Source organism: Kitasatospora sp. NBC_01560 (genome assembly GCF_045208415.1).
Taxonomy (GTDB): domain Bacteria; phylum Actinomycetota; class Actinomycetes; order Streptomycetales; family Streptomycetaceae; genus Kitasatospora.
The window spans coordinates 1,293,143-1,319,980 of the sequence record NZ_CP109364.1; the positions used below are offsets into that span (position 1 = coordinate 1,293,143).

A 26,838-nucleotide genomic window follows, 5' to 3' on the forward strand; every position below is an offset into this window, starting at 1 on the left:
GCCGCACCCGGGCTCAGGCCCCGACGTAGGCCGCGAGGTGCTCACCGGTGAGGGTCGAGCGGGCGGCGACCAGGTCGGCGGGGGTGCCCTCGAAGACGATCCGGCCGCCGTCGTGGCCGGCACCGGGGCCGAGGTCGATGATCCAGTCGGCGTGCGCCATCACCGCCTGGTGGTGCTCGATGACGATGACCGACTTGCCGGAGTCGACCAGCCGGTCGAGCAGGCCGAGCAGTTGCTCGACGTCGGCGAGGTGCAGTCCGGTGGTCGGCTCGTCGAGGACGTAGACGCCGCCCTTCTCGGCCATGTGGGCGGCCAGCTTGAGCCGCTGCCGCTCGCCGCCGGACAGCGTGGTGAGCGGCTGGCCGAGGCTGAGGTAGCCGAGCCCGACGTCGGCGAGCCGCCGCAGGACGGCGTGCGCGGCCGGCGTGCGCGCCTCGCCCGCGCCGAAGAACTCCTCGGCCTCGGTCACCGACATCGCGAGCACCTGGCTGATGTCGCGGCCGCCGAGGTGGTGGTCGAGCACCGACGCCTCGAACCGCCGGCCCTCGCACTCCTCGCAGACGGCGGCGACCCCGGCCATCATCGCCAGGTCGGTGTAGACCACCCCGACGCCGTTGCACGTCGGGCAGGCGCCTTCGGAGTTGGCGCTGAACAGGGCCGGCTTCACGCCGTTCGCCTTGGCGAACGCCTTGCGGATCGGGTCGAGCAGGCCGCTGTACGTCGCGGGGTTGCTCCGCCGCGAGCCGCGGATCGCGCCCTGGTCGACCGAGACCACACCCTCCCCGGCCGCACCCCCGCCGTCGGCCGGCGAGCCGTTGACCAGCGAGCCGTGCACGAGCGAGCTCTTGCCGGAGCCGGCGACGCCGGTGATCACGGTGAGCACCCCGAGCGGGACGTCGACGTCCACGCCGCGCAGGTTGTGCGTCGAGGCGCCGCGGATCTCCAGCGCGCCGGTCGGCGTGCGCACCGACGCCTTGAGGGCCGCCCGGTCGTCGAAGTGCCGGCCGGTGACGGTGCCGCTGGCCCGCAGGCCCTCGACGGTGCCCTCGAAGCAGACGGTGCCGCCGGCCGCCCCGGCCCCGGGGCCGAGGTCGACGACGTGGTCGGCGATCGCGATCGTCTCCGGCTTGTGCTCCACGACGAGCACCGTGTTGCCCTTGTCCCGCAGGCGCAGCAGCAGGCCGTTCATCCGCTGGATGTCGTGCGGGTGCAGGCCCGTGGTGGGCTCGTCGAAGACGTAGGTGGTGTCGGTGAGCGCGGAGCCGAGGTGGCGGATCATCTTGACGCGCTGCGCCTCGCCGCCCGACAGGGTGCCCGAGGGCCGGTCGAGCGAGAGGTAGCCGAGGCCGATCTCCACGAACGAGTCCAGGGTCCCGCCCAGGGTGGTGAGCAGCGGCGCCACGGCCGGTTCGTCGAGCCCGCGGACCCAGTCGGCCAGGTCGGTGATCTGCATCGCGCAGGCTTCGGCGATGCTGGTCCCGCCGATCCGCGAGGACCGGGCCGCCTCGCCGAGCCGCGTGCCGTCGCACTCGGGGCAGGTGGTGAAGGTGACGGCACGCTCCACGAACGCCCGGATGTGCGGCTGGAGCGCCTCCTTGTCCTTGGACAGGAAGGACTTCTGGATCTTGGGGATCAGCCCTTCGTAGGTGAGGTTGACGCCCTCGACCTTCACCTTGGTCGGCTCCCGGTAGAGGAAGTCGTGCATCTCCTTCTTGGTGTACTTCCGGATCGGCTTGTCCGGGTCGAGCAGGCCGGACTCGGCGTAGACCCGCACCGTCCAGAAGCTGTCGGACTTCCAGCCGGGGATGGTGAAGGCGCCCTCGGCCAGCGACTTGGAGTCGTCGTAGAGCTGGGTGAGGTCGATGTCGGAGACGGCGCCGCGGCCCTCGCAGCGCGGACACATCCCGCCCGTGCGGCTGAAGGTCGCCTTCACCGTCTTCTTGGTGCCGCGCTCGACGGTGATCGCTCCGCTGGCCCGCACCGAGGGGACGTTGAAGGCGTACGCGCTCGGCGGGCCGATGTGCGGGGCGCCCAGCCGGCTGAAGAGGATGCGCAGCATCGCGTTGGCGTCGGTGGCGGTGCCGACGGTGGAGCGCGGGTCGCTGCCCATCCGCTGCTGGTCGACGATGATCGCGGTGGTCAGCCCTTCGAGGACGTCCACCTCGGGCCGGGCGAGGGTCGGCATGAAGCCCTGGACGAAGGCGCTGTACGTCTCGTTGATCAGCCGCTGCGACTCGGCGGCGACGGTGCCGAACACCAGCGAGCTCTTGCCCGAGCCGGAGACGCCGGTGAACACCGTCAGCCGGCGCTTCGGGAGCTCGACGCTGATGTCCTTGAGGTTGTTCACGCGCGCGCCGTGCACGCGGATCCGGTCGTGGCTGTCGGCGCCCTGCGGCCCGGCCGGCTGCCCGGCCGCCTTGCTGGCCCTGCTCATCGTGTCTCCATCCCCGGGGCCCGTCCGCCCGCGGTCTCCGTCGGCCGGGGTGCTCCCCGTCGGCATCGCCTGGTCCGATCCAACCAGCTTCGGGCCGCCCGCCCGGCGAGGGGCGGGCGGCCGTCGTGGCGCGGCTCAGCCGAGCCGGTCGGCCCGGCCGCGGGAGCCGGGCGTGGCCTCCGGGTGGTGGTGCGGGAGGGCGGTCCGGGGGCTGCCGAGGCGCGTGCTGTCCATGCGGACCAGGCTAGGTGCGGGGCCCGTCGCGGCGCTTCTCCGATCCTGACCGCTCCGGCGCCGACCCGCCTGCCCGCCCGCCCGCCCGCCCGCCGACCAGCCGGAGCGGGTGCCGGGGCGTGGCCCGCCGGCGGCGTCGGTGCGTCAGTACACGTCGCGGACGTAGCGCCCGTCGGCGGAGAGCTGCTTGACGTACAGGGCCGCGTCCTCGGCCGTCATGGCGCCGTGCAGGGCGACCACCTCGCGCAGGGTCCGGTCGACGTCCGTGGCCATCCGGCCGGCGTCGCCGCAGACGTAGAAGTGGGCACCCTCCTGGAGCCGGCTCCAGAGGGCGGCGCCGCTCTCGCGCATGCGGTCCTGGACGTAGACCTTGTTGCGGTGGTCGCGGGAGAAGGCGACGTCGAGGCGGTCGAGGTGGCCGGAGGCCCGGTGGGCTTCGAGCTCCTCCCGGTAGTAGAAGTCGGTGGCCTCGCGCTGTTCGCCGAAGAACAGCCAGTTCGGTCCGTGGTGGCCGCGGGCCCGGCGGTCCTCCAGGAAGCCGATGAAGGGCGCCACGCCCGTCCCCGGGCCGACCATGATCATGGGGGTGGCGGGGTTCGCGGGCGGGCGGAAGGCCGGGGAGCGCTGCACGAAGACCTGGACGGGGCCGTCGTCCGCGCAGTCGGCGAGGTAGCTGGAGCAGACGCCCCGGCGGTTGCGGCCGCGGTCGTTGGTGTAGCGGACGACGGAGACGGTGAGGCGGACTTCGTCCGGGTGGGCCAGCGGGCTGGAGGAGATCGAGTACAGCCGCGGCTGGAGGCGCTTGAGGACGGCCGTCCAGTCGGCGGCGGGGGCGCGGACGGGGAAGGCCTCGATCAGGTCTGCGGCCTGCAGGCCCCAGCTCCACTTGGCGAGCTCGTCCTTGTGGCCGGGGCGGAGCAGCCGCCGGAGGTCGTGGTGGCCCGTCCGCTCGGCGACGAATCTCAGCAGGTCCGGGGTGATCCGGGCGATGTCGAGGCGGGTCCGCAGGGCCTCCGCCAGCGGGACGGGGCCGCCGTCGCCGACGGTGACGGGCTCCTCCGGGTCGAGGCCGGTCAGCGCGAGCCACTCGGTGACGAGGCCGGCGCTGTTGGCCGGCCAGACGCCGAGCGCGTCGCCGGCCTCGTAGGCGAGTTCGCCGCCCCGGGTGTCGAGGGCGAACCGGCGCACCTCCTTCTGCGAGCCCGGCAGGCTCAGCAGGCGGTTGCCGACGAGCAGGGTGGCGAACGGTGCGGCCTTCGTCCAGACGGCCGGGCGCTCGCCGCTGCGGGCGGCGGCGGGGACGGCGGCGGTGGAGGCCGCGTCACGGGCGCCGCCGGCCACCGCCGGGACGCGGTCCGGCCGGGGGGCGGCGGCGAGCGCGCCGAGGACGGCGGTGAGCCAGGCCTCGGCACTCTCCTCGAAGTCGGGCTCGCAGTCGGTCCGGCCGTGCAGGCGGGTGGCGCCGAGCTCGGCGAGACGCTCGTCCAGCCGGCGGCCGTGGCCGCAGAAGTCGGCGTAGCTGGAGTCCCCGAAGGCCAGGACGGAGTAGCGCACCTCCTCCAGCCGGGGGGCGTCGGCGGCGTTGAGCGCCTGCCAGAAGCCGGCGCCGTTGTCCGGCGCGGCGCCGTCGCCGAACGTACTGGTGACGACCAGCACGTCCGCCCCGGCGGCGAGTTGGGCAAGGTCGGCGTCGGCCATCGGGAGCAGCTCCGGCGTGCGCCCGGCGTCGCCGAGGCGGCTCGCCACGGTGACGGCGAAGTCCTCGGCGGTGCCGGTCTGGGAGGCCCAGAGCAGGAGCAGCCGGCGGGTCGGGACGGTGCCCGCCGCGCCGGCGCCGGCGCGGTCGGCCGGGGCGGTGTCGCCGGCCGCGGCGGGCGCCCCGCCGGTGCGGGCGAACATGCCGGCGAGGACGCCGGATATCCAGCGGGCGTGCGCCGGTTCGACGGGGGCGTCCGCTGGCAGGGTCGGGACGCGGCCGTCGGGCGGGGCGGCGGCGAGGCCGGAGAGGTAGCCCGCGAGGTAGTGCCGCTCCGGTTCGGCGAGCGCGGGCGGGGCGACGCCTGCGACGCCGAACAGCGCGGCGAGCGCGGGGACGGCCCCGCCCGCCGGCGCGGCGGGCTGCCCGGACGGGAGGGCCTGCTGCGCCGCGAGGGCCGCCGCCGGGAGGGCCGCCGCCGTGGGAGCCGGCGGTACTGCGGGGCCCTGGGCCGCCGTCCTGCTGAGCGTCACCGCACACACCTTGAACTCGGGCTGGAAGGAGATCGGGTCGATCGCGTCGTTGGTCACGGCGTTGACGCTGAGGTACTCGCCGAACAGGTCGTTCCAGTGGAAGGGCGCGAAGCAGTTGCCCGGCCGGACGCGGTCGGTCACCACGACGGGTAGCACCGCGCGGCCGCGGCGCGAGACGATGTCGAGGCGGTCGCCGTCGGTGACGCCGAGGCCGGCCGCGTCCTCGGGGTGGACCTCGACGAACGGGCCGGGGTGCAGCCTGGCCAGTTCGGCGACCTTCCCGGTCTTGGTCATGGTGTGCCAATGGTGCTGGAGGCGCCCGGTGTTGAGGACGAACGGGTAGTCGTCGTCGGGCAGTTCGGCGGGCGGCAGGTGCGGGCGGGCGAAGAACCGGGCGCGGCCGCTCGCGGTGGGGAAGACCAGCCGGGGCCGGCTGCCGTCCGGGCGCTCCAGCAGCGTCTGGCTGACGCCGTCGTTGAGGTAGCGGATCGGGTTGCGGTCCGGGCCGTCGGCCGTCGCCGCCGGCCACTGGACGGGGGTGGTGCGCAGCCGGGCGTAGTCGACGCCGCGCAGGTCCCAGCCGGTCGCGGGGTTCCAGGCCCGCTTCAGCTCCTCGAACACCTCCTCCGAGGAGGTGTAGGTGAAGGCCTCGGCGAAGCCCATCTCGCAGGCGACCCGGGCGATCAGCTGCCAGTCGGGCAGGGCCTGGCCGGGCGGGTCGACGACGCCCCGGACGAGGGTGAGGTTCCGCTCGGAGTTGACCATGACGCCGTCGGACTCCGCCCACAGCGTGGCGGGCAGCACCACGTCCGCGTAGGCGTTGGTCTCGGTGTCGGCGAAGACGTCCTGGGTGATGACCAGGTCGGCGGCCTCCAGTGCGGCGATGACGGTCCTGCGGTTGGCGACGGAGGCGACCGGGTTGGTGCAGATGATCCAGCAGGCCTTGATCTCGCCGGCCGCCATCCGCTCGAACATCTCCACCGTGCCGCGGCCGACGTCCGTCCGGAGCGCACCGGGCGCGATGCCCCAGAGCTCCTCGACGAAGGCGCGTTCCTCGGCCACCAGGACGGAGCGCTGGCCGGGCAGGCCCGGGCCCATGTAGCCCATCTCGCGGCCGCCCATCGCGTTGGGCTGGCCGGTCAGCGAGAACGGGCCCGAGCCGGGGCGGCAGATCGCGCCGGTGGCCAGGTGCAGGTTGACCAGCGCGTTGGTGTTCCAGGTGCCGTGGGTGGACTGGTTGAGCCCCATCGTCCAGCAGCTCATCCACTCGCCCGCCTCGCCGATCCACTGCGCGGCCTGCCGGATGTCGGCCTCGGGTATCCCGGTGATCGCGGCGACCTCGGCGGGGGCGTAGTCGGCGAGGAAGGCCGGCAGGTCCTCCCAGCCCTCGGTGGCCTCGGCGATGAACGCCTCGTCGGTGTGCCCGTTCGCGACGAGCAGGTGCAGCAGGCCGTTCAGCAGGGCGAGGTCGGTGCCCGGCTCGATCTGCAGGAAGAGGTCGGCCCGGTCGGCGGTGGCGTTGCGCCGCGGGTCGACGACGATGAGGCGCGCGCCCGCCTTGACCCGGTCCATCATGCGCAGGAAGAGGATCGGGTGGCAGTCGGCCATGTTGGCGCCGATGACGAGGAAGGTGTCCGCGGTGTCGAAGTCCCGGTAGGAGCCGGGCGGACCGTCCGCGCCCAGCGAGAGCTTGTAGCCGGAGCCCGCGGAGGCCATGCACAGGCGGGAGTTGGACTCGATCTGGTTGGTCCGCACGAAGCCCTTGGCGAGCTTGTTCGCCAGGTACTGCGCCTCCAGGGACATCTGGCCGGAGACGTAGAACGACAGGGCGTCCGGCCCATGCTCGTCCAGGATCGCGCGCAGCCGGCCGGCCACCGCGGTGACGGCCGCGTCGACGTCCGTCCCGACGGGCTCGGCGCCCCGCTCCGTCCGCACCAGGGCCGTCCGGGCCCGCCCGCCGGCGGCCATCAGCTCGGCGCTGGTGGCGCCCTTGGTGCAGAGCCGGCCGCGGTTCGCCGGGTGGTCGCGGTCCCCGGTGGCCTTCACCACGCGCCGCAGGCCGGTCGCCGGGTCGGCCGCGACGTCGAGGACGATGCCGCAGCCGACCCCGCAGTACGAGCAGACCGTCCGGACGGCGCCGGTCTTCGAGTCTGGTGCCACCAGGGCTCCCCTCCCTCGGGACTGCTCCGCACGGCCCGCCGTACGGCGGCGGGGCGCGCGGTGGGAGGTCTCCCACGGGCACCACTCTAGGAAGGCCGGATTTCCGGGCCGTCACGCCCCGTGCGTCTCCGGGGTTACACCGCCCTCACGGGCAGCCGCGGGTGCCCGTGAGGGCGGGGCCGGGCCTCTTCACGCCGTCTCCCGCCGCTCGTGGATCGCCTGCCACACCTTGTCGCGCAGGAACGGCGCCTCGGTGAAGCGGATGCCGGTGGCGTCGCGCAGGGCGTTGGCGAAGGCGGGCGGCACCGGGTTGAACGGGCTCTCGGACATCGACTTGGCGCCGAGCGGGCCGATGGCGTCCGAGGTGTCCGAGAAGTGCACCTCGGTGCGCGGCACGTCCGCGTACGCGGGCAGCCGGTAGCGGCGGAACGCCGCGGTGGTGACCTCGCCGCGCTCGTCGACCAGCACCCGTTCGAACAGGGTGGCGCCGAGCGCCTGGGCGACGCCGCCCTCGACCTGGCCGCGGCACTGCAGCGGGTTCATCACCTTGCCGGCGTCGGCCCCGTGGACGCTGCGAAGGATGCGGATCTCGCCGGTGTCCGGGTCGACGGCGATGCGGAACCACTGGGAGTTGAAGGCGATCGAGCGCGGCGAGCCGCCGAAGTGGCCGTCGGCGCTGAGCTCGACGCCCGCGCCGCGGGCGGCCTCGAAGATCTCCTTGAGCGTCACCACGCGGCCGTCGCAGTCGACCGCGTCGGCAGTCAGCCGCAGCAGGGCGCGCGGGGTGCGGGCGTACTCCGCGGTGAAGCTCAGGAGCTGCTCGGCGAGCGCGTTGGCCGCCTTCATCACCGCCTTGCCCGCGACGACGGTGCCGGCCGAACCGAAGGCGCCGGTGTCGTGCTTGACGACGTCGGTGTCGGACTGCCGGATGCCGATCCGGTCGACGGTGGTGCCCAGCGCACCGGCGGTGATCTGCTTGTGCACGGTGGTGGTGCCGTTGCCGAACTCGGCCGTGCCCACGGCGATGTCGTAGCTGCCGTCCTCCAGCAGCTTCACCGTGGCGTCGGCGATGTGGCCGCCGGGCGGGCCGCAGGCGATGGCCGCCATGGCGAAGCCCTGGCCGACCAGCCAGCCGGCGGGGGCGAGTTCGGCACTGGTGTCGTCGGCGAGGGCGGCCCGGACGACACCGAGGCACTGGTCGAGGCCGTAGCTGGCGATGTGGAGGTCCTCCTCCTCGCCGAGCGGGCCCTCCATGTGCTCGCCGGGGCCGATGATGTTGCGCTCGCGCAGGACGAGCGGGTCGATCCCGAGGCGCCGGGCGAGTTCGTCCATCGCCGACTCCACGGCGAAGGTGACCTGGCCGAGGCCGTAGCCGCGGAAGGCCCCGGCGGGCACCGCGTTGGTGTAGACGGAGTACGCCTCGACCTTCTTGTGCGGCGCCCGGTAGACGCCCATCGACTCGCCCACGCTGTGGAACATCACCGCCGGCCCGTGGTTCCCGTACGCCCCGGTGTCGGAGACCACCCGGAACCGGATCGCCGTCAGGGTGCCGTCCGCCCTGGCGCCGAGCTTGACGGTGATGGTGAACGGGTGGCGGGTGGTGGCGCCGTAGAACTGCTCGGCGCGGGTGAACTCCAGCTTCACCGGCCGGCGCAGCCGCATCGCCGCGAGGACGGCGATGTCCTCGGTGAGCATCTCCTGCTTGCCGCCGAAGCCGCCGCCGACCCGGCCGGCGACCACCCGGACCTTCTCCATCGGCAGGTCGTACAGGTCGCACAGCGCGCGCCGGGTGAGGAACGGCACCTGGGTGGAGGACCGGACCACGATCCGCTCCTCGCCCGTCTCCTCGGCCTCCTCGAACCAGACGACACAGCCGTGGGTCTCGAGGCTGGCGTGCTGCACCCGCTGGGTGCGGAAGGTCTCCTCGTACACGACGTCCGCCTCGGCGAAGCCCTGCGCGACGTCGCCCGTCTCGCCGTGGGCCTCGCCGCAGACGTTGTTCTCCGGCCGGGCGATCCGGGACTCCGGGCCCTTCGGGTGGATCACCGGCGCCCCCGGCGCCATCGCCTCCTCCGGATCGATGACGAAGGGGAGCTCCTCGTACGCGACGACGATCCTGCGGCAGCCCTCCTCCGCGGCGCCCTCGCTCTCCGCGACCACGGCGGCGACCCGCTGCCCGACGAAACGGACCACGTCGTCCAGGACGCGGGTGTCGTCCGGGTCCTCGGTGGGGTGCTCGTGCCGGGCGGAGGAGTACAGCCGCTCGGGCGCGTCGTGGTGGGTGAACACCGCGACCACCCCGGGCACCCGCAGGGCCGCCGTGGTGTCGATCGAGACGATCCGGGCGTGCGGGTGCGGCGAGCGCAGCAGCTTGATGTGCAGCAGGCCCTCGACGTCGAGGTCGAAGGTGTACCGGGCGGTGCCGGTGACCACCTGCGGCCCGGCGGGGGCTCCCAGGCTGCGGCCGACCGCCTGCCCGGCGCACGGCGACTCGGTGTGCTTGACGCCCCGGACGGAGTCCTCGATCGCCCGGTAGCCGGTGCAGCGGCAGAGGTTGCCCTTCAGGGCCCGGGGCAGGTCGGCGAGCTTCTCCTCGTCGAGGGCGGAGGTGGTCATCAGCATGCCGGCGGTGCAGAAGCCGCACTGGAAGCCCTGCGCGTCGAGGAACTTCTGCTGCATCGGGTGGAGTTCGCCGTCCTTGGCGAGGCCCTCCACGGTGGTCACGGAGCGGCCCTCGGCGCGCAGCGCCGGGTAGAGGCAGCTGTGCACGGGGGCGCCGTCGACCTGCACGGTGCAGGCGCCGCAGTCCCCGGCGTCGCAGCCCTTCTTCACCCCGAACCAGCCGCGTTCGCGCAAGTAGGTGCGCAGGCACTGGCCCGCCCGGGGCTCGGCGTCGAAGTCCTGCCCGTTGACGCGGATCGAGAAACTCATCGCCCGGCCTCCTCGACCAGTTCGTGGCGGATCTCCTCGGCGTAGCGGAAGGTCATGTGCCGCCGCCAGGCCGGGAGTCCGTGGATGTCGTCGAAGTACTCCTCGGGCCGGATCCCGCCGTCGACGGCCTCCCGGACCGCCTCCGCGTTCGGCGGGACGGCGAAGCGGAACCGGACCGGCCGGACGGTGGACGCCGTGACGGTCAGGGTCAGCTCGCCGTCGACCGGGTCGACGGTGCCGATCAGCAGGGCGCCGGACCGGCCGAGCCCGTAGAGGGAGGCCTGCCGGAAGGCCGTCCGGCCCGCCAGGGCGCGGGCCGGCACGGTGATCGAGCGGAGCAGCTCGCCGGGCCGCAGGTCCTTCACGCCGGCGCCGGTGACGAAGTCCTTCACCGGCACCTCGCGGACGGCGCCCGAGGGGGCGAGCAGCCGGCAGACGCCGTCCAGGGCGGCGGTCAGCGAGATCATCGGCCCGGCAGGCAGGCCGTTGCAGAGGTTGCCGCCGACGGTGGCCATGTTCCAGATCTTCCAGGAGGCCAGGAACGCCCGGCAGCACTGCTCGAACAGCGGCGCCGCCGGCCAGTCCGCGCCCGCGGCGAAGCGGGAGAGTTGGGCGATCGTGCAGGTCGCGGCGATCTCCAGATCGCCAGCGGAGGTGAGCCGGAGGGGCTCCCAGCCCATCCGGCTCAGGTCGATGAGCCGGCGGATCTGCGGCTGCGGCTCGGAGAACAGGTACGTGCCGCCGCCGAGCCAGGCGTCCCCGGGCCGCCATGTGTCGCGACGCCGCGCGTCGCGCATCTCCACCACCGTGTTCAGGTCCACCCTGCGTCCACCGTCCTCGACTGATCGATACGGCGATTGAAGCAATGGTCAGGGGCGGGAACGAGTGGGTGCCAGCACCACGGCCCCGGATCGTGACTGGAGGATCGACCAGGAGGAGACCAGGAGGCCACCCTCGCAGGTGCGAGCCTGTTACGGTCGGTAGCCTCGCGAATGCCAGGAGCGACCGGAAGCGCGTCGGCGGACCGGGGGGAGACCGGGGGGAGGCGATCACGCTCCCGAACGGGCGGCCCGTACAGTTGGCCGAGTCATATCTTCGGGAAATCCGGCCGATCCGGCCGCACCGTCACCGCCGCCCCCGTGGCACGACCGTCCCGCGTGGGCGAACGCCCGGTGCCGGGCCACGGCCCACCACCACGAACAGGAGCGACGTACATGTCGGACGGGAGAGACTCCAAGCGGCCGCACGGCGAACTCGTGGCCGACGTGCTCGCCGCGCTCTGGGCCGCGCCCGGGCCACTGACCCCCGCCCAGGTCCGGGAGGCCCTCGGCGAGCGACTGGCCAGGACCACCGTGACCACCATCCTCACCCGCCTGCACGAGAAGGGGACGCTCACCCGCGAGCGCGACGGCCGCGGGTTCGTCTACTCCCCCGTCCACGACGCACCCGGCCTGACCGCCAGCCGCATGCACCGCGAACTCCACAGCGACCCGCACCGCGACCTCGTCCTGGAACGCTTCGTCTCCGCCCTCTCCCCGGACGACGAGGACGTACTGCGCCGGCTGCTGCGCACCGCCGAGGAGAGCGGCGAGTGAGCCTCCTCGTGGTGGCGCTGCTGGTGCTGGCCCTGGCCTGGCCCTGGGCGGCCGTCCCCGCGGCCCGGCGCCTGGCCGGCCTCCTCCCGCCGAAGGCCGCCGCCCTCACCCTGGTCGGCTCGGCCGTGGCGGTGGCCGGCAGCACCGTGTGGGCGCTGGGCGGCCTGGTCGCCGGCGGGGTGCTGCACCTCCAGCTGCTCGCGGAGGAGGCCGGCCCGGCCCGCTCCTGGGCCGACGCCACGCCTGCCGCCGTCCCGGCCGCCCTGGCCGGTGCGGCCGCCCTGCTGGTGGTCGCGGGCCTGATGACGCGGCTCTGGCGGCGGCAGCGGCAGCTGCTCACCCGGACCTGGCGGACGGTGGGCGGGCAGCCCGACGGCGACGGCGACCTCCTGGTCGTCCCCGGGGAGTCCGCGGACGCCTTCGCCCTCCCCGGCCACGACGGCCGGCCAGGCCGGATCGTGGTCACCTCGGCGATGCTGCGCACCCTCGACACCCCCGGACGCGACGTCCTGCTCGCCCACGAGCGGGCCCACCTCGCCGGGCGCCACCACCTGCTCGCGCGGACCGTCCAGCTCGCCTCGGCCGCGCACCCCGCCGTCCGCGGCCTCGCGTCCGCGACCTCGTTCCAGCTGGAGCGCTGGGCCGACGAGGAGGCCGCCGCCGCAGTGGGCGACCGGAAGCTGACCGCGGCGGCCGTCGCCCGGGCGGCGCTGGCCGCCGCCTCCGCGGAACGGCGCCCCAGCCTGCTCCCGGCGATCGGCACCGGCCCCGTCCCGCGCCGGGTCGGCGCCCTGCTCGCACCCCCGCCCGCGCCGCCGCGCGGCCGGGCCCTGCGGATCACCGCGCTCGCCCTGCTCGCCGTGGTCGCCCTCTCGCTCACCCTGAGCCTCGGCTCCGCCTACGGCCTGCACGAGTACATCGAGCAGGCCCAAGAGGCCGCGTCCCACCTCCCGGGCCTGCACCGGTAGAAGCCCGACAGGTACGCCGGCTCCGGCCGCACCGCACGAGCGGTGGGGCCGCTGTCGTCACTGAAGGGCAATGTGTGTGAAATGTGGCCCCATCTGGCCCGCATACGCAACTGGGCGGCAAGTTGCCGCCCAGCACTACTTCGGCGGGCATGACAACAGTCAGTGACCCGCCAACTCCACGGCCCTACATCTCCTCGATCTCCTGCAACAAGCCCCAGGCAAACCTGAAGAAGTATCTCCCACCGCTTTCCATGCTCACTGCAGAATATGTCTCATAATGACCCCATCCATCAATATCTCGCACATCATCATAATGCCCGAAGAGCTCATTCTTCACAAACATCCAGGGGGCAGGAATTCCACCTGGAAGGAACGACCCGGATGCACGGAAGCTGACGTTGCCGTCAACTACTGCCGTCAAGCTGCCCAAAATCCCCGCCGGAGCGACTCCGGCGGGGATTCTGGAAGCCCGCAGCCTCGATATCTACAGATCCAACTCGCTTACTGCGAGTTTAGAATCCTATCGCGCTCGACCCGGTAACTCTCAATTGCTCGGGCATCGTGCTCCATGAACTCCTCCCAAAATTCGGACACGCTCCACGCGGCCGGGCCAATCGTTATTGACCCGTCCCACTCCAGGCGGAAACTCCACGATGGATGAAGTTCTGGATCCACGATTTCGAATAGCCGAGAGTCAAAGAGCGGCGGGAGTTCCCCTTCATGGAACTCAATCCTGAAATAATTAGGACCATCAGCTTGGCAGAAGATCTCCAGGACCGCGTACTCGGCACCTGGATGCAGAGCATCAGACCCTTGCCGAATGCGCCGGTCAAGTCCCCCCGGGTCCGTGAACCGAACCTTCACTTCGCACCCCTTCGGTTCAGGACCACCTTGTAGTCATAGTCGTACATGACCTCTCCTGTTACAGAGTTCATATAGTAATGCACCTGGTAGTCGCCGTACGGGCTCTGGCTCGTGACAGTGCTGTACTTTCCCCATTGCGCCGCGCCGCCTCTAGCTGCGAAGCGCTCCTGAAGTTCCGTATTGCCCATCTTGCTTCCTGGCATTGCCAGCCGAGAGCTGTTGATCGCATCCTGCGTCAGCCGCCCATCGGCAGTGAATGGGGAGCTCGCAGACTCAGTTCGTAGCTGACTTACAAGTTTCTGCGCATCGGCCGATCCGGCTATGAAATTGCCAAATTCATCACAACTGCTGTTGTGCACCAGGACAGGCGTGTTTCCAGCCAGGACATAGTACGTGTGGAGGTCAGCGATCGTGAGATTATAGGCGCCGCGGGGTGGCGTTGTGTAGTTTCGGACGGTACTGACGGTGAGATCATTCTGGGTGCCGGCGAGAACCTGATGACCGGCGAGAAGGTCTACTGCGTTCACCCACCGGCTAGCGGTCGCGTCCCAGTACGGGTGCTTCTGAGTGGAGGTGATGGCAACGACAGTCCCAGCGGAATCCGTGAGACTGAGCTCCGTGAATTCCTTGTCGTCCGGCGTGTAGATCGTCTGCTCGACGGCCGCGTTCTCGCTTTTGCCTGTCTGCGGGTCTGTCGCCTGTACGTAGTCTGTGCGGGTAATTTCCTCGATCGGCTTTACCGTGCCGTCGGCCATGAGGACGAGGGTTCCTGCGGGGAAGCTGTGGCAGACGATCACGGCCTTCGCTTCGGCCTTCGCTTCGGCCTTGGCCCCCTGCTTGGCAACCCCGTTCGGGTTCAGACCGATGGGGACGTCCGCCTGGTTGCTGATCATTTCATCGACAGCAACTCCAACACACTCCACAGGCATCGCTGCGCAAATTGGTGCCACAACGACAGCACCGGCAATAGCGGATACCCCGATGATGATGGCCTGCTGCCACGGCGAGACATCCTTCAAGCCGGGTGCCCCGTCGATCTTCTTCTGGGTCGACGGATAGTTGGAGTTCCCGCGGCTCCCACTGTTGTCCGAGCAGCCGTATTTCATTCCCATCGCCCAGTAACAGCCGCTCGTGGATTTACCGGAGCCGTTTCCAGCGCTGGTTACTGCCTTTGCTGCGGTCTTGAGGGCGTCGTCCCAGTAGTCGCCGTTTGAGGTCTGCTGGGCGCACTGGAGGGTCGCACAGAAACTGGCCATCGGCCTGACTGGTCCTACAGCGCTGGAGTGCGGATCGTAGTGGCCGTTGCATCCGCCTTCCTTGCAGTCGGTCGATATCAGGCCGCTGGGGTCGCTGAGGTTGACCGGATCGTTGTTGCTGTAGGCGTAGCCGTTCCACTGCTGGGGGTCGGCTGGCGCGAGGAGGGGGTCGGGGCTGATGAAGCGGCCGGTGGTGGGGTCGTACTGACGGGCTCCGAGGTTGGTGAGGCCGGTGGTCTCGTCCTTGCTGCCGCCGACGAACCCCTTCTGACTGGCCCAGGCGGCGGCGTCGGGCTGGGTGCCTCGGGGGTTGCCGAAGGGGTCGGTGAGGCGGTGGCTTGGGGCCTGGTTGTTGTCGGGGACGATCTGGAGGTTGCTGGTGCCGTGCGGGTCCATGGCCTGGACGAGGAGGGTTCCGCCGCCGACGGGTGCGGTGACGCGAAGGACGGTGAGGCCGCCGGGTGAGGGCAGGTAGCGGGTGTTGGTGGTTGAGCCTGATGCGGTGTCGAGGGTGAGTTCGTCGTTGGTGAGGGTGAGGGTGACCTTGCCGGGGTTACGGCGGATGAGCTGGTTGCCGTCGGCGTCGTAGAGGTAGGTGGTGGCACCGGCCGTGCCGGTCTTGTTCAGGGAGGCGAGCTTGTTCTCGCTGTTCCACTGGAGGGTGGTGGTACCGGCGGTATCGGTGATGGCGGTCGTGTTGCCGTTGGCGTCGTACTGGTAGGTGACCGCTTTGGTGCCTGCGGTCGAGGTGGTGGTCGAGGTGAGCAGGGCGTGCGGGCCGCCGGTTCCGCCGCCGGTGTTCGGGGCGGTGGTGGGGCTGTTGGTGGTGCGTGCCGGCGGGAAGCTCTGGGCGGTCGTGGAGTCGCTGGAGGATGCGGTGGCGAGGGCGTTCCACAGCGTCCAGGCCTTGGTGTTGCCGTCGCGGCGGGTGTACTGGAGTTTGCCCGCGGCGGCGACCAGGACCTTGAGGTCAGGACCGGCCGTGGAGACGCCCACCGCGGTGGAGGCGCCGATGGGGCCGGCGGCGCCGGTGACGTCGCCCCAGGTCGTCCAGTTCCCGGAGGTGTCGCGGACGACGTGCCAGGGTTTGCCCTGGGCGAGGGCGACGGCCTGCAGGCTGCCGTCGTTGCCGCCGGCGAGGCTGACTCGGGATGCACCGATGGTTCCGGTGGCGCCGTAGACGTCACCCCAGCCCTGAGCCTGCCAGTAGCCGCTGGTCATGCGTACCGTGTGCCAGAGCTTGCCGCCGGCGATCGCCATGATCTCCAGGCCGGAGGCGGTGGAGGACGCGGCGATCTGGCTGACAGTGCCGTTCAGCGGTCCGACGGCACCGTAGACGTCGCCCCAGCCAATCGACTGCCAATAGCCGTCGGGCTTGCGCAGGGTGTGCCAGAGCTTGCCGCCGGAGGTGGTCAGCACTTCGAGGCCGGCGGCGGTGGAGGTCAGGGCGAGCTGGCTGGGCTGGGTCAGGGGGCCGACGGCACCGTAGACGTCACCCCACTGCTGCCAGCTGCCGTCCGGGTTACGCAGGGTGTGCCAGATTTTGCCGCCGGCGATGGCCATCACCTGGAGCTGGCCGTTACTGACCGCGGCCGAGACCGATTCGACTCCAGTGAGGGCACCTGCCTTGGCACCGAGGTCGGTGAACTGGCCCCAACTGCTGTCGGGGGCCTGCGGGGCGAGCCAGATCTTGCCGCCGGCCAGGGCGACGGCCCAGGTCTGGGTGGCGTCGCCGGCGGTGGTGAGCTGGGTGATCTGCGCGGCGTCCAGGCCGTTGGTGCCGGCGGTGGTGTGCTGGGTGAGGCCGGTGCGGTTGCCGGTGGCGTCGTAGGAGTATTCGTTCCAGTACGGGGCGGGGCCGCCGACGCTGTTGGCTCCGGTGCCGGTGGTGGCGGGGCCGGTGCTGTTGTTGCAGGCGCCGGTTCCCGGCACCTTGCTGGAGCTTCCGGTGCCGTGCGCCTTGCCGGTGCTGTCCGTCCAGTCCGCGGTGGTGGAGGTGCCGCCGGTGTCGGTCCACGCCTGGGTGAGTCGGCCGAGGTAGTCATAGCCGAAGCACTGGGTGTCGCGGACGGAGGCGTTCTGGAGGCTGGTCGCGGAGGTGACGCGGCCGGACGGGCTGTAGGTGTACGACGTCTGGTCGGCCGCAACCGTGCCGAGTTGCCGGTCGACGAACGAGTTGATCAGCCGCCCGGTGGCCCAGTCGTACTCCTGGGTCGAGACGACCTGTGTGCCGGGCGGGTTGATGTTCGTCTGCACAGCCCGGCCCATCGCGTCGTAGACGACGTTGGCCACCACGGGGTTGCCGGAGAGGGTGCTGCCCGTGCCGGTCAGGGCACCGCGGTCGCCGTACGTGAGGCCCAAGGTCTCGGCCGGCAGGCCGCCGGCTGCGGGCATGCTGACCGAGTTGATGGTGCCCAGGATCGGGTTGTAGGTGTTCGTGGTGGTGTAGGTGCCTGCCAGCGCACCCTCGTTGGAGGGGATCGTGATGGACGTGCCGAGCGGGCGGTAGGCCTCGTCGTACCCGGTGATCGCCTTGGTGTAGGCGGGGCCCCGGACGCCCGCGGTGTAGCGGGTTGACTCGGCCAGCTGGCCCTTGGCGTTAGCAAGCGTGTCGTACTTCCACGCGGCGAGCTTCTTGTCGTCGTTCACCGGGCCGTCGTAGAGACCGGTCCTGCGGCCGAGCAGGTCGTAGGTGGAGGTGAGCGTACTGCCCTTGGCGTCGGTCGTGTGGTCGATGCGGGAGTTGGCGTCGTAGAACGTCCGGGTGACACCGGTGTCGGGGTCGGCCGCCGAAATCTGACGTCCGCGCTGGTCGTAGGTGTAGGACCAGGTGTTCCCAACAGCATCGGTGTGAGAGGCCTCCTGACCGGCCGGGGTGTACTGGTAGGCGGTGACGTCGGCGTCGGCCCGGTTGCCCGTTGCGGTCGCCGTGCGGTACTGCCAGAGCTCGGCGACTCGGCCACGAGCATCGGTGACCGTCGAGGTCGGAGTGCCGCCGGTCGGAGGGTTGACGTCGACCCGGTCGGCCCGCGGGTAGGCAGTGACCGTTGCCCATTGCAGGTTGCCGTAGGAGCGGAACTCCTCCCTCAGTACGCGTCCCTGCCCGTCGTACGTAGTCCAGGTCTGGGCCGGGATCTGCGAGTCCTGCGCGCTCACCATGGCCTGGGCCGGGGCACTCTTGTCGTCGTAGTACGGGGCGGAGGACTTGATCGGCCAGCCGTGCGAGTCGTAGGCCGTGTCGGTGATCAGGCGGCCGGCGTCCTTGGACGGACTGCTCTGCTGGGTCTGGCGAAGCCGGCCCAGGCCGTCGAAGAGTTCGGTCCTGCCGGAGTAGGTGGTGCCGTGCTCGTTCAGGATGTGGGTGGTGACCGCGGAAGGGCCGGTTATGCCGTTGACGGTGTAGTCGAACTTGCGGTTGGCGTTCTGGTCAGTGGGGCGGCCGGGCAGCCAGACGGCCTTGATTCGTCCGAGTCCGTCGTAGCGGGAGGTGGTGGTGCGGCCGTTGGCGTCGGTGGCAGTCAGAGGGGTGCTGCGGCCCGGGTCCTGGACGACGGTGCTGGTCCAGCCGGGCATCGGCCCGTCGGTGGTGACCGTCTTGGGGATGGCTGCGCTGCTGGGGGTACGCGTGGTCGAGGTCGCCGCAGGGGTCACTGTCCCGCTGGTGAGTTGGTTGCCGTCCTTGTCATAGGTCGACCCGTCGGTGGTTGCGGAGCGGGTGTTGCGGCCGTAGGTGTCGTAGGCAGCGGTTGCGGTCAGTGCGTAGACGGGGCGCCCGGAGGGGTCGTAGTGGTCGAGGATCTGGGTGCTGGTGATGTCTCCCAGGTCGCCGGCCTGCTTGAACGGCTTGTTGTCGAACAGTGTGCGAACGCTGGAGACCGTGTTGTCCTTGGTCGCAGGCGTCCCGCACGAGCCGGTGGTGGTGGTCTGTTCGGCAATCAGGGTGGCGAACCCGGAATTGGTGGAGGTGGCGTAGGCCCGGGTGGTGCAGAGGCGCGGGGTGGAACTGGTGCCGTCGCCCTGATCATCGGTCCACAGCAGGCGGTTGCCGTAGGCGGGCTCGCTCTTGGCAACGGTGGTGGCCGTTCGCCACTGGTCGCCGGTGAGCCGGGTCTGGGTCACGGTGGTGAGCTGGTCGGCCGGGTAGCGGGCTTCGAGGGGGCGCAGGTCGGTGCGGCCGGGGTAGGTGCGGGTGGCGGTGACCGTGCTGCCGGTGGAGAGCGAGGTGGTGCGGCTCGTGACGGTGCCACCGGGTCCGGCCTTGTCGTAGGCCTCGGTGGCCAGGACGCTGCCGGCGAGCCAGTTGTCGTCGTCCGTGGCGGTGCCAGTGACCGGGTTGGTGACCTTGGTCGCCCGGGTGGTCTTCCCGTCGGCGAGGAGGTCGCCGTTCATGCCGCGCAGGTAGGTGACGGTGTGGCGGGTCAGCGGGGCCTCGCCGGTCTGGGCGCTGCCGGTGGTGGTGGTGACGGACTGGTAGCCGCGGAAGTCGTCCCACGTGCGCGTCTTCGAGTCGGCGAACTCGGAGTCGTTGCGGTGCCAGGCGGCGTCGCCGTTGTAGGTGTAGGTGGTGGTCTTGCTGACGCTGGGGCCGGTGACGGCGTCGGTCTCGGTGACGGTGGCCACGAGAGGCTTGAGAAACCAGTCGTCGACCGGGGTCGTCGAACCGTCCCGGTACCACTTACTGGGCAGGCAGGCCATGGGGTTGTTGTCGGCGGAGACCGGCATGCGGCCTTCCACGCGTGAACACGCGGCGCGGTCCGTACCCGGTGCCGATGCCTGGTCGGGTCCGGCGCCGATGTAGTTGACGCTGATCTTTCCGCCGGTCTCGGTGACGATCTCACTGACGCGCGGGCGCCAGAACCTCGGCGCGGCGGGGACCAGGCCGTCGACGCGGTTGGCGATGCCGCGCCAGGCGAACGTGACGGCGGGCAGCGTCTCCTTGGCCTGGCCGTTGGTGCCGCTTCGCTTGATGGCGGACAGCCACAGCGTCTTGGCGGTGGTGTCGTTGGGGTTGTACCAGGTGTGGGCGAACTCCCAGCTGTCGACCGTGACGGGCTTGGCGTCCACCAACACCTCGGTGCTGATGCCGGTGAGCTTCTTGGTGCTGAAGAACGTGGGGGCCGCGTTCGCGCACGGTCCGGCGTCCGGGCAGATCTGGTCCAGCGGGGTGTCCGGCCAGAACCGTGCGTTGGAGCTGCTCCGCTCGGACTCGGCGCAGCTGAAGGTAGTGCCGTCGGGGTCGCAGCGTTCCTTGTCGGCGTCGAACAGCACGCGGGCGGGTTGGGGGAGGCTTCCCTTGGCGGCGATCTGGTCGGGCAGGCGCAGGCCGTAGCCGATCTGGGCGAGGGTGGCGCCGCGCTGGTAGTTGGTGAGGGTTCCGTTGCCGTTGTTCTGGCCGGCGCCGCGGTTGTAGGTGTTCTGTTCGGCCTTGTAGGTGTAGGTGATGAGGTTCTTGTGGGTGTCGACGACGTAGTCGAGTTGCCAGCGCCATCCCATCTGGCACCAGGAGCCTGCGCCCTTGGCGGGGTCGTAGCAGGGGTCGCCTGGTGCGGGTGAGTAGACCGGGACGGTGAGGGCGGATTTGGTCTCGGGGTCGCTTCCGTCACCACCGGGCAGGTGGTTGCGTCCGAAGTAGTACTCCATGCCGTCGGACGTGGAGACCCTCCAGTACTCGACGACCTTGTTGTCGCTCGTGGAGGCGGTGATCTGTTCGACCTTCGAGCCGTCGTCGTTCTGCAGGTGCCAGACGCCGGTGTTGTCCGCGCGCACCAGGGTGCCGGAGTGACCGGCGAGGGAGAGGGTGGCGTTCTGGCCGGACCAGCAGCGGTCGCCCGATCCGTTGATCCTGGCCGTGCCGGTGCTGTCCTTGATGCTGCAGCTCTGGTAGGAGCGCTCGATGAATCCGGGGTTGTAGCCCCAGCCGTCGCCGAGCCAGGAGGACTGGGAGTTCGTCGCGGAGGTGCGTCCGTCCACCGCGGCGGAGTTGTAGGTCAGCGCGACGGTCGGAGCGCCGCCGCCGACCGAGGAGGGGGTCTGGATGGGGTAGCTGTAGGTGAAGCTGCCCGTGTTGGGTCCGCTGCTCCATGCCGCCGAGGGGGTCAGTGGTGTCGCGCTGTAGTCCCCGCCGGGCCCGGAGGGGGCGGTGGTGGTGGCGAGGACGGTCGCACCGACGGGTGCGGCGGCTGTCTGGGCTGCGGGCGCCTGGGCACCTGCCGTTTCGGGCTTGCCTGCCGAAGGCGCGGCGGTGGGCGACAGGGTCACCTCGGCGCTCACTTGGCCCGTTGCCGGGTCGACCTGTGAGGCGACCGGGGTCTGGGTACGGCATTCGGCGCGTTCGGGGTGGGTCAGGGCGCAGGCCGGGAGGCTGACGAGGCGGGTGCGGTCGGCCCAGCCCGGTCCCTGCCAGGAGGCCGGGTCGATGGCGACTTTGGCCTGTCGTGTGCCGGGCTGGGGCGCGGGCTGGGGCGTGCTGAGCGTGATCAGCGGGGAGTTGACGCCGGCGGCCCGGCCCGTGGCCTGGTCGGTGACCGAGACCGTCACCGCGGCGGCCGATACTGCGGGATCGATTGCTGCGGCTGCGCTCACAGGGAGAGTGCCGGCCTGGGCGAAGGCCTGGCCGGACGAGCTCGGCGCGACGCCTGCGCTCAGTGCGCGTGCGGCCTTGGCCTCCTGGCCGTCGGGGCCGAGCGTCACGGTGGCGGTGCCGGTCTGCAGCGGCGGGGGCGGGGCGGGGTGCCAGACCTGTGAGGCGGGTGGCGGGGTTTTCTTGAGCGGTGTCACCTGCAGGTCGTGGACCGCGACTGGGTGGTCGGTGTCGCCGACGGAGTGATTGGGAGGGACCCAGTTCTGTCCCTTGCCGGATGCCGCGAGGGCGGCCCACGCGGCGGTCGAGGGGGCCGTCAGGCTGCCCATGGCGACGGACAGGGCGATGGTCAGCCCGATCCAGCGTCCGTGTCCGATGTTGCGACCGCTCGGTGTTCGAGCATGCCAAATCCCCACCGCAAAGCTCCCGGCATTCGTGACTCAACGTACAAGTTCGCACACAGGTGCGATGATCAGTGCAGACCCTAGGGGCAGGGAGTGACAGACCACCAGAGCCGACCGACCCGCCCACCGAATCTTTATCTTTTCTTGATCGTCAGCAGTGGAACCAAATGGACATGTGACAATAAGTCACCCCCTGGCTTGACCTCGTTCGAGGATCCGCGCATCGTTCCCCTCATCGTCCGACCGGGCGGAAAAGGCTCTGACCAGGGGGAAGCGACTTCAGCCATGCCGATGACCACAGCACCGAACCGACAGCGCCGACGGCGAGGAACGTCACACGGCGCAACTCCCCGAGCCCGGCGTCTACTTCTCCCCGCCTTCACATTCGCCCTCGTCCTCGGGGGGATCTGCGCGCCGGCCTCCGCCACCGGTGGCACCGGGCAGCCCCCAGGACACGGCCCCGCCTCCCCACTGACGGTCAGCCCGCCCGCCGGCAGCCGTCCGGCTCCGACCGCCGAACAGCAAGCGATCACCACCGCGCTCGCCCGAGCCAGGTCCACCGGCGCGGCCGTCGTGGTGGACGCACTGACCACAGCGACCTCGCAGACGACGGTCTTCCCCACCGGGCGGCTGGCCACCACTGAAAACGCGAACCCGGTCCGGGCCCGGTCCGGTGGCTCCTGGTCCGCGATCGACATGACGCTACGCAGGAACGCCGACAACTCTGTGGCCCCCGTACTGTCACCGGTGCAGGTCAGCTTCTCCGGCGGCGGATCCGGGCCGATGGCCACCCTGGCCACACAGGACGGCAGGACGCTGGCCGTCACCGCGCCGTTCCCGCTGCCCGCGCCCTCGCTCAACGGCTCCACCGCCCTGTACGCGGGAGTCCTGCCCGACATCGACCTCCAGGTCACCGCGCTCGAGGTAGGCGGCTGGCGCAACGTCATCGTCGTCCACACCGCGCAGGCCGCCGCCGACCCGGCGCTGGCGACCCTGAAGTTCACGACGTCGGCGACCGGCCTGGCGGTGACCGCCGACGCCGCCGGCAACATCACGGCGCTCGACGACAAGGGCACGGCCCGCTTCAGCGCCCCGCCGCCGCTGCAGTGGGACTCCTCGATCGACGTCGCGCCCACCGCCGGCAAGACCGCCGCGTCGCTCACCGCCCGCAGTTCCGCCACCGACATCGGGACACCGGCCTCGACCACGGCACCGGCCACCGCCGAGGCACCCGGGCCCGGGTCCCGCGTCGCCCCCGTCGCCACCCGCGTCTCCGGCACCACACTCGAGCTCACACCCGACAAGGCCGTGCTCGGCAAGGGCCAGGGCCCCTGGTACATCGACCCCACCCTGGTGGCCACCAGCAGCGCCGCGGGATCGGTCGAGGTCCAGGAGAACCACCCCGGCGCACGCAACTACAACGCGCTCGCCAACGTCGCCACCGGGTACTGCGGCTACAGCAACGTCCCGTCGTGCAACCCGTTCGGCCGGCAACGCGCCTACTTCCAGTTCGCGCTGAACCCGGCGCTCACCACCACCCCCAACGGAGCACCCGCGGCACCGAGCGTCTTCCGCTCCACCCTCAACACGACGGTGACCGCCGCATCCAGCCCCTCGACCGACACGCCCTACGGGGTCTACGGCGCCCCCTACGGCTCCAGTATCGGCAGCTCCACCGACTGGAACCACCAGCCGTGCCGGGTCGACGGGTTGCAGGGCTGCCCGAGGATCACCGGCGGATCCCTCACCAACACCGGCGGTCTCGGCTTCGACGTCACGGCGGCCGTCCAGCAGCTGACGGCGGACCACCAGAGCAGCTGGACCGTCGCCATCGCACCTGACAGCGAGAACGAGAAGCTCTACCGCCACCACTTCGCCAACAACCCGTCGATCACGACGGAGTACGACATCACCCCCTCCGTCTGGTACTCGCGCACCAGCCCCGCGCCCGGCTTCGCCGACACCGGCGGCCAGGCAGCGTGCACCTCCGGCGGCGCCTCCCCGTGGGACAACCCCGGCTGGGTCGGCAACAACCAGAACATCTACCTGTCCGTCAACAGCTGGTCCCCCGCCGGATTCAACCTCTACACCGGCTTCCACCTGTGGGACGACAACGACGCCGGCTTCCACCTCTACCAGGACGCCCCGTGGGCCGGCAGCTACAACGAAGGAACCACCATCGCCGTGGGCTCCCTCACCGACGGACACCAGTACGGCTGGCGCGCCGCCGTCACCGACGGCACCCTCACCTCGGCGGAGTCGCCCTGGTGCTACTTCCGGGTCGACCGCACCAACCCGACCGCGGCCATCACCTCAACCGACTTCCCGCCCTCCGGCACCCCCAACGACCACCCCAGCCGCTACAACACCGACGCCGGCCGCTTCGTGCTCACCGGCACCGACCCCGCCCCCGGCAACGGGCTCAACGCCTCCGGCCTGGCGTGCTTCCGGGTGAGCATCGACCCCACCCCGGTCACCGGCTGGCGCTGCGACGACCCCAACTCCGTACGCCCGGACGCCAGCGGCCAGTTCTCCTTCACGCACGTGCCCGGCCGCTGGGGCACCAACCTGCTCTACGCACAGGCGCAGGACCGCGCCGGCAACTACAGCCAGGTCGCCGTCTACCGGTACTACGCGCCCTGGAAGCCCGGCACCCCGCAGGTCTTCGGCGACGTCGACGGCGACCTCGTCCCCGACATCCTGCTGCCCGACAGCGCCGGCAACCTGCGCACCATCGGCGGGAACACCGATCCCACGCGTGCCTCGTCCGTGCCCGCCGGAGGCGCCCCCCGTCTGGACATCAACACCCCCAGCAGCTGGAGCGACTACCAGATCACCCACCGCGGCACCCTCAACAAGGGCTCTGCCGTGGACCAGCTGATCGCACACAACACCAACAACGCCACCCTCAAGGACAAGCTCTACGTCCTGACCAACAACCAGGCCGGCCTGTTCGGCATTCAGGCCGAACTCGTACGCCCCACGCAGTGCATCCTCACCCCCGGCGGCCCGAAGCAGGCCTGCCCCGCAGCCTTCAAGTCGGGATGGGGTGACGTGACCCAGGTCGTCGCCCTGGGCACACCCGAGGGCGAGCCGGTCGCCCCGCCGGCGGGGAACCCACTTGTCAACACCGCTACCTCTCTCCTGACCGTCGAGAACGGCCAGTTGTGGCTTCACCGGCCCCAGCCCGGACTGAACCAACTCGATTCCACCGCCCAGCTCATCGCACCCGAGTCCGGCACCTGGAACGACTACGAGCTGATCAACCCGGGCCCGGCCAACGGCCCCACCTCCACCACGACCGGCGCCACCACGACCGTCAACCAGCCCACCCTGTGGGCCCGGTACCGGGGCAGCGACCCCCAGCGCGCCGGCAACGTCTACGCCTACGCCATCACCGGCGGGACCAGCCCCGACTACAGCGCACTGACCCGCCCCGACAGCGGTTACCTGATCCTGGCCGGAAGCGGCACCACCATCGCCAACTATCCCGCCATCGGGTCCTCCGGCGACCTCGACGGTGACGGCCTCGCCGACCTGTGGACCACCGACACCGGCGGTAACCTCACCATCTGGCGTGGCGTCAACCACTCGGCCACGGCCAACCGCGTCGACGGCTTCACCTCCCCCTCCACCATGGGCAGGACCACCGCCGCCGTCTCCCTGCGCTCCGACCTCAGCAACACCTGCGCCGACGCCCTCGGCGGCCCCCGCCCCGGCGCGCAGGTCGTCCTCTACAACTGCTACGACGGCGCCAACCAGCACTTCAACCTCACCGTCGACGGCAGCATCCGTAACAACGGCTACTGCCTGGCCACCACCGGCAACAACACCGGAAACGGCGCAGCTGTGGAGATGCAGACCTGCACCGGGGCACCCGCGCAGCGCTGGACGCGCAGGCCGGACGGCACGATCCGCACCACCACGTCCGACCGCTGCCTCGAACTCCCCGGATGGCAGACCGGCCCCGGCACCCAACTCGGCATCTGGGACTGCCTCAACAACCCCAACCAACGCTGGACCCTCACCCCCACCACCTGACACACCTGGGCCCCGCCGGCCGCAACCGGCGGGGCCCACGACCGGAAGGAGCTGATCCCGGCCGGGTGTGTGTTCGCGCTCCCGGTCGGCCTGCCCGCCGCCCGGCTCTTCGCGTACCCGCTGGACGGGGGGCGCGGGGGCTCTGGGTCGGCCTGCTGGTCGGCCTCGCCGCCACCGCCGTCCTCCTGCTGCGCCGCTACGGCCGGGCCCTCACCGCCCGGACCACCACCGCCCCGGCCGCCGTACCCGCGACGTGAACCGTGCGCGGCCGCCGGCCCGGTGGGCCCGCGGTCGCGCGCCGGGTGTCCGACCGCCGCTCGGCTTGACGTTCAACCACTCGTGATCGTCATCGGAATCCGTGGCCCGTGGTGATCATCGTGCGGAAGACTGTGTGCGTGCCCCTTCCTACTCCGCTTGCCGCTGCTGAAGAGATCCACGATTACCTCATTGACCAGCTCGATCTCGCGCTTCGTCGGCCCGGGATGTTCGGGGGCGAGGTGGCTCTTCGGGTCCTGATCGACCACCTGCTGTTCGTGGAGCGCCAGCCCGAGGCCTGGGCCGAGTTGAAACAGGGTTGGGACGAGCGGGGGCTGTGGACCCCCATAGGCCCCGCCGGGGCTTTCCGGGACATGCTCCCCGCTCAGGTCGACTGCTGTGAGGTCGCCTCGGTGTACGCGGAGTTCGCACAGCGACGCGGCTGGCTCAAGCCCGATCGCACTCTCACCGGGGAGGAGTACGAGGCCCTCACAGGCAGGGTCCGGCAGTGGGCCGAGGTTGACCGGACCTGGGTCGACGTGACGGCGGAGTTCGGTCCTCCCTCTTTGCTCTTCGGTGGGAACAATCCTCTGTACGGGAAGACGCTTGGCTACCTCACCGAGGATCCGCAGCAGCCGATGGTGGTCTTCCACCTGTGGAACGGCACCGAACCCGGGGCTGGATCGTGGCCACCCGAGCACGAGCAACCGTCGCTCCTCGCTGTGCGATTCGGCGGCGGCTCGTTCCGCGAATCGTTGACCTTCACCCCCGAGGGCGAGCGGAGAAAGCCGACGGGTGACCCCTGTTTGGCGCCGTAGCCGGTCCGACCGCGAGCCGATCACCCGCATGGGTATTCCCGGACAGCAGGTCCGCCCTCGCACGATCCT

At 71.0% G+C, this 26,838-nt stretch carries 10 protein-coding genes; 5 read left to right on the plus strand and 5 right to left on the minus strand.

What is annotated here, in order from left to right:
- Positions 1-13 precede the first annotated feature (13 nt).
- The 4 genes from OH807_RS05655 to OH807_RS05670 form a co-directional block, all read right to left on the minus strand.
- Positions 14-2,434: an ATP-binding cassette domain-containing protein gene (locus OH807_RS05655; RefSeq protein WP_406194652.1), complete on the minus strand. Its 2,421-nt coding sequence runs from the start codon at positions 2,432-2,434 to the stop codon at positions 14-16.
- Positions 2,435-2,812: 378 nt separating this feature from the next.
- On the minus strand, positions 2,813-7,057 hold the full coding sequence (locus OH807_RS05660) for a molybdopterin-dependent oxidoreductase (RefSeq protein ID WP_406194654.1): 4,245 nt from the start codon (positions 7,055-7,057) through the stop codon (positions 2,813-2,815).
- A 189-nt stretch (positions 7,058-7,246) separates the two neighbouring features.
- Positions 7,247-9,988 (minus strand): molybdopterin-dependent oxidoreductase, encoded by a 2,742-nt coding sequence (locus OH807_RS05665; RefSeq protein WP_406194656.1) that lies wholly within the window; start codon positions 9,986-9,988, stop codon positions 7,247-7,249.
- Positions 9,985-10,809, minus strand: a complete 825-nt coding sequence (locus tag OH807_RS05670) for an FAD binding domain-containing protein (protein WP_406194659.1) — start codon at positions 10,807-10,809, stop codon at positions 9,985-9,987. The genes OH807_RS05665 and OH807_RS05670 overlap by 4 nt, the downstream gene beginning before the upstream one ends.
- 393 nt (positions 10,810-11,202) lie before the next feature.
- On the opposite strand from OH807_RS05670, the gene OH807_RS05675 reads away from it, so the two are divergent.
- Positions 11,203-11,583 carry a BlaI/MecI/CopY family transcriptional regulator gene (locus tag OH807_RS05675; RefSeq protein ID WP_406194662.1) on the plus strand — a complete coding sequence of 127 codons (381 nt, stop codon included), beginning with the start codon at positions 11,203-11,205 and terminating at the stop codon, positions 11,581-11,583.
- Positions 11,580-12,551, plus strand: a complete 972-nt coding sequence (locus OH807_RS05680) for a M56 family metallopeptidase (protein ID WP_406194664.1) — start codon at positions 11,580-11,582, stop codon at positions 12,549-12,551. Before OH807_RS05675 ends, OH807_RS05680 begins: the two co-directional genes overlap by 4 nt.
- An 860-nt stretch (positions 12,552-13,411) precedes the next feature.
- On the opposite strand, the gene OH807_RS05685 is transcribed toward OH807_RS05680, so the two are convergent.
- Positions 13,412-21,667 carry an RHS repeat-associated core domain-containing protein gene (locus OH807_RS05685; RefSeq protein ID WP_406194667.1) on the minus strand — a complete coding sequence of 2,752 codons (8,256 nt, stop codon included), beginning with the start codon at positions 21,665-21,667 and terminating at the stop codon, positions 13,412-13,414.
- Between the two features lie 561 nt (positions 21,668-22,228).
- On the opposite strand from OH807_RS05685, the gene OH807_RS05690 reads away from it, so the two are divergent.
- From OH807_RS05690 to OH807_RS05700, 3 genes are all read left to right on the plus strand, one after another.
- Entirely contained in the window at positions 22,229-25,696 is a 3,468-nt protein-coding gene (locus tag OH807_RS05690; protein ID WP_406194670.1) for an RICIN domain-containing protein, read from the plus strand.
- A gap of 65 nt (positions 25,697-25,761) precedes the next feature.
- Entirely contained in the window at positions 25,762-25,953 is a 192-nt protein-coding gene (locus OH807_RS05695; RefSeq protein WP_406194672.1) for a hypothetical protein, read from the plus strand.
- A 108-nt stretch (positions 25,954-26,061) separates the two neighbouring features.
- On the plus strand, positions 26,062-26,769 hold the full coding sequence (locus tag OH807_RS05700; protein WP_406194675.1) for a hypothetical protein: 708 nt from the start codon (positions 26,062-26,064) through the stop codon (positions 26,767-26,769).
- Positions 26,770-26,838: the final 69 nt, after the last annotated feature.

Excerpts from the sequence above, each read along its gene's own strand:
- OH807_RS05665 (WP_406194656.1), bottom strand. The coding sequence starts at position 9,988 with ATGAGTTTCTCGATCCGCGTCAACGGGCAGGACTTCGACGCCGAGCCC.
- OH807_RS05655 (WP_406194652.1), bottom strand. The coding sequence starts at position 2,434 with ATGAGCAGGGCCAGCAAGGCGGCCGGGCAGCCGGCCGGGCCGCAGGGC.
- OH807_RS05675 (WP_406194662.1), top strand. The coding sequence starts at position 11,203 with ATGTCGGACGGGAGAGACTCCAAGCGGCCGCACGGCGAACTCGTGGCC.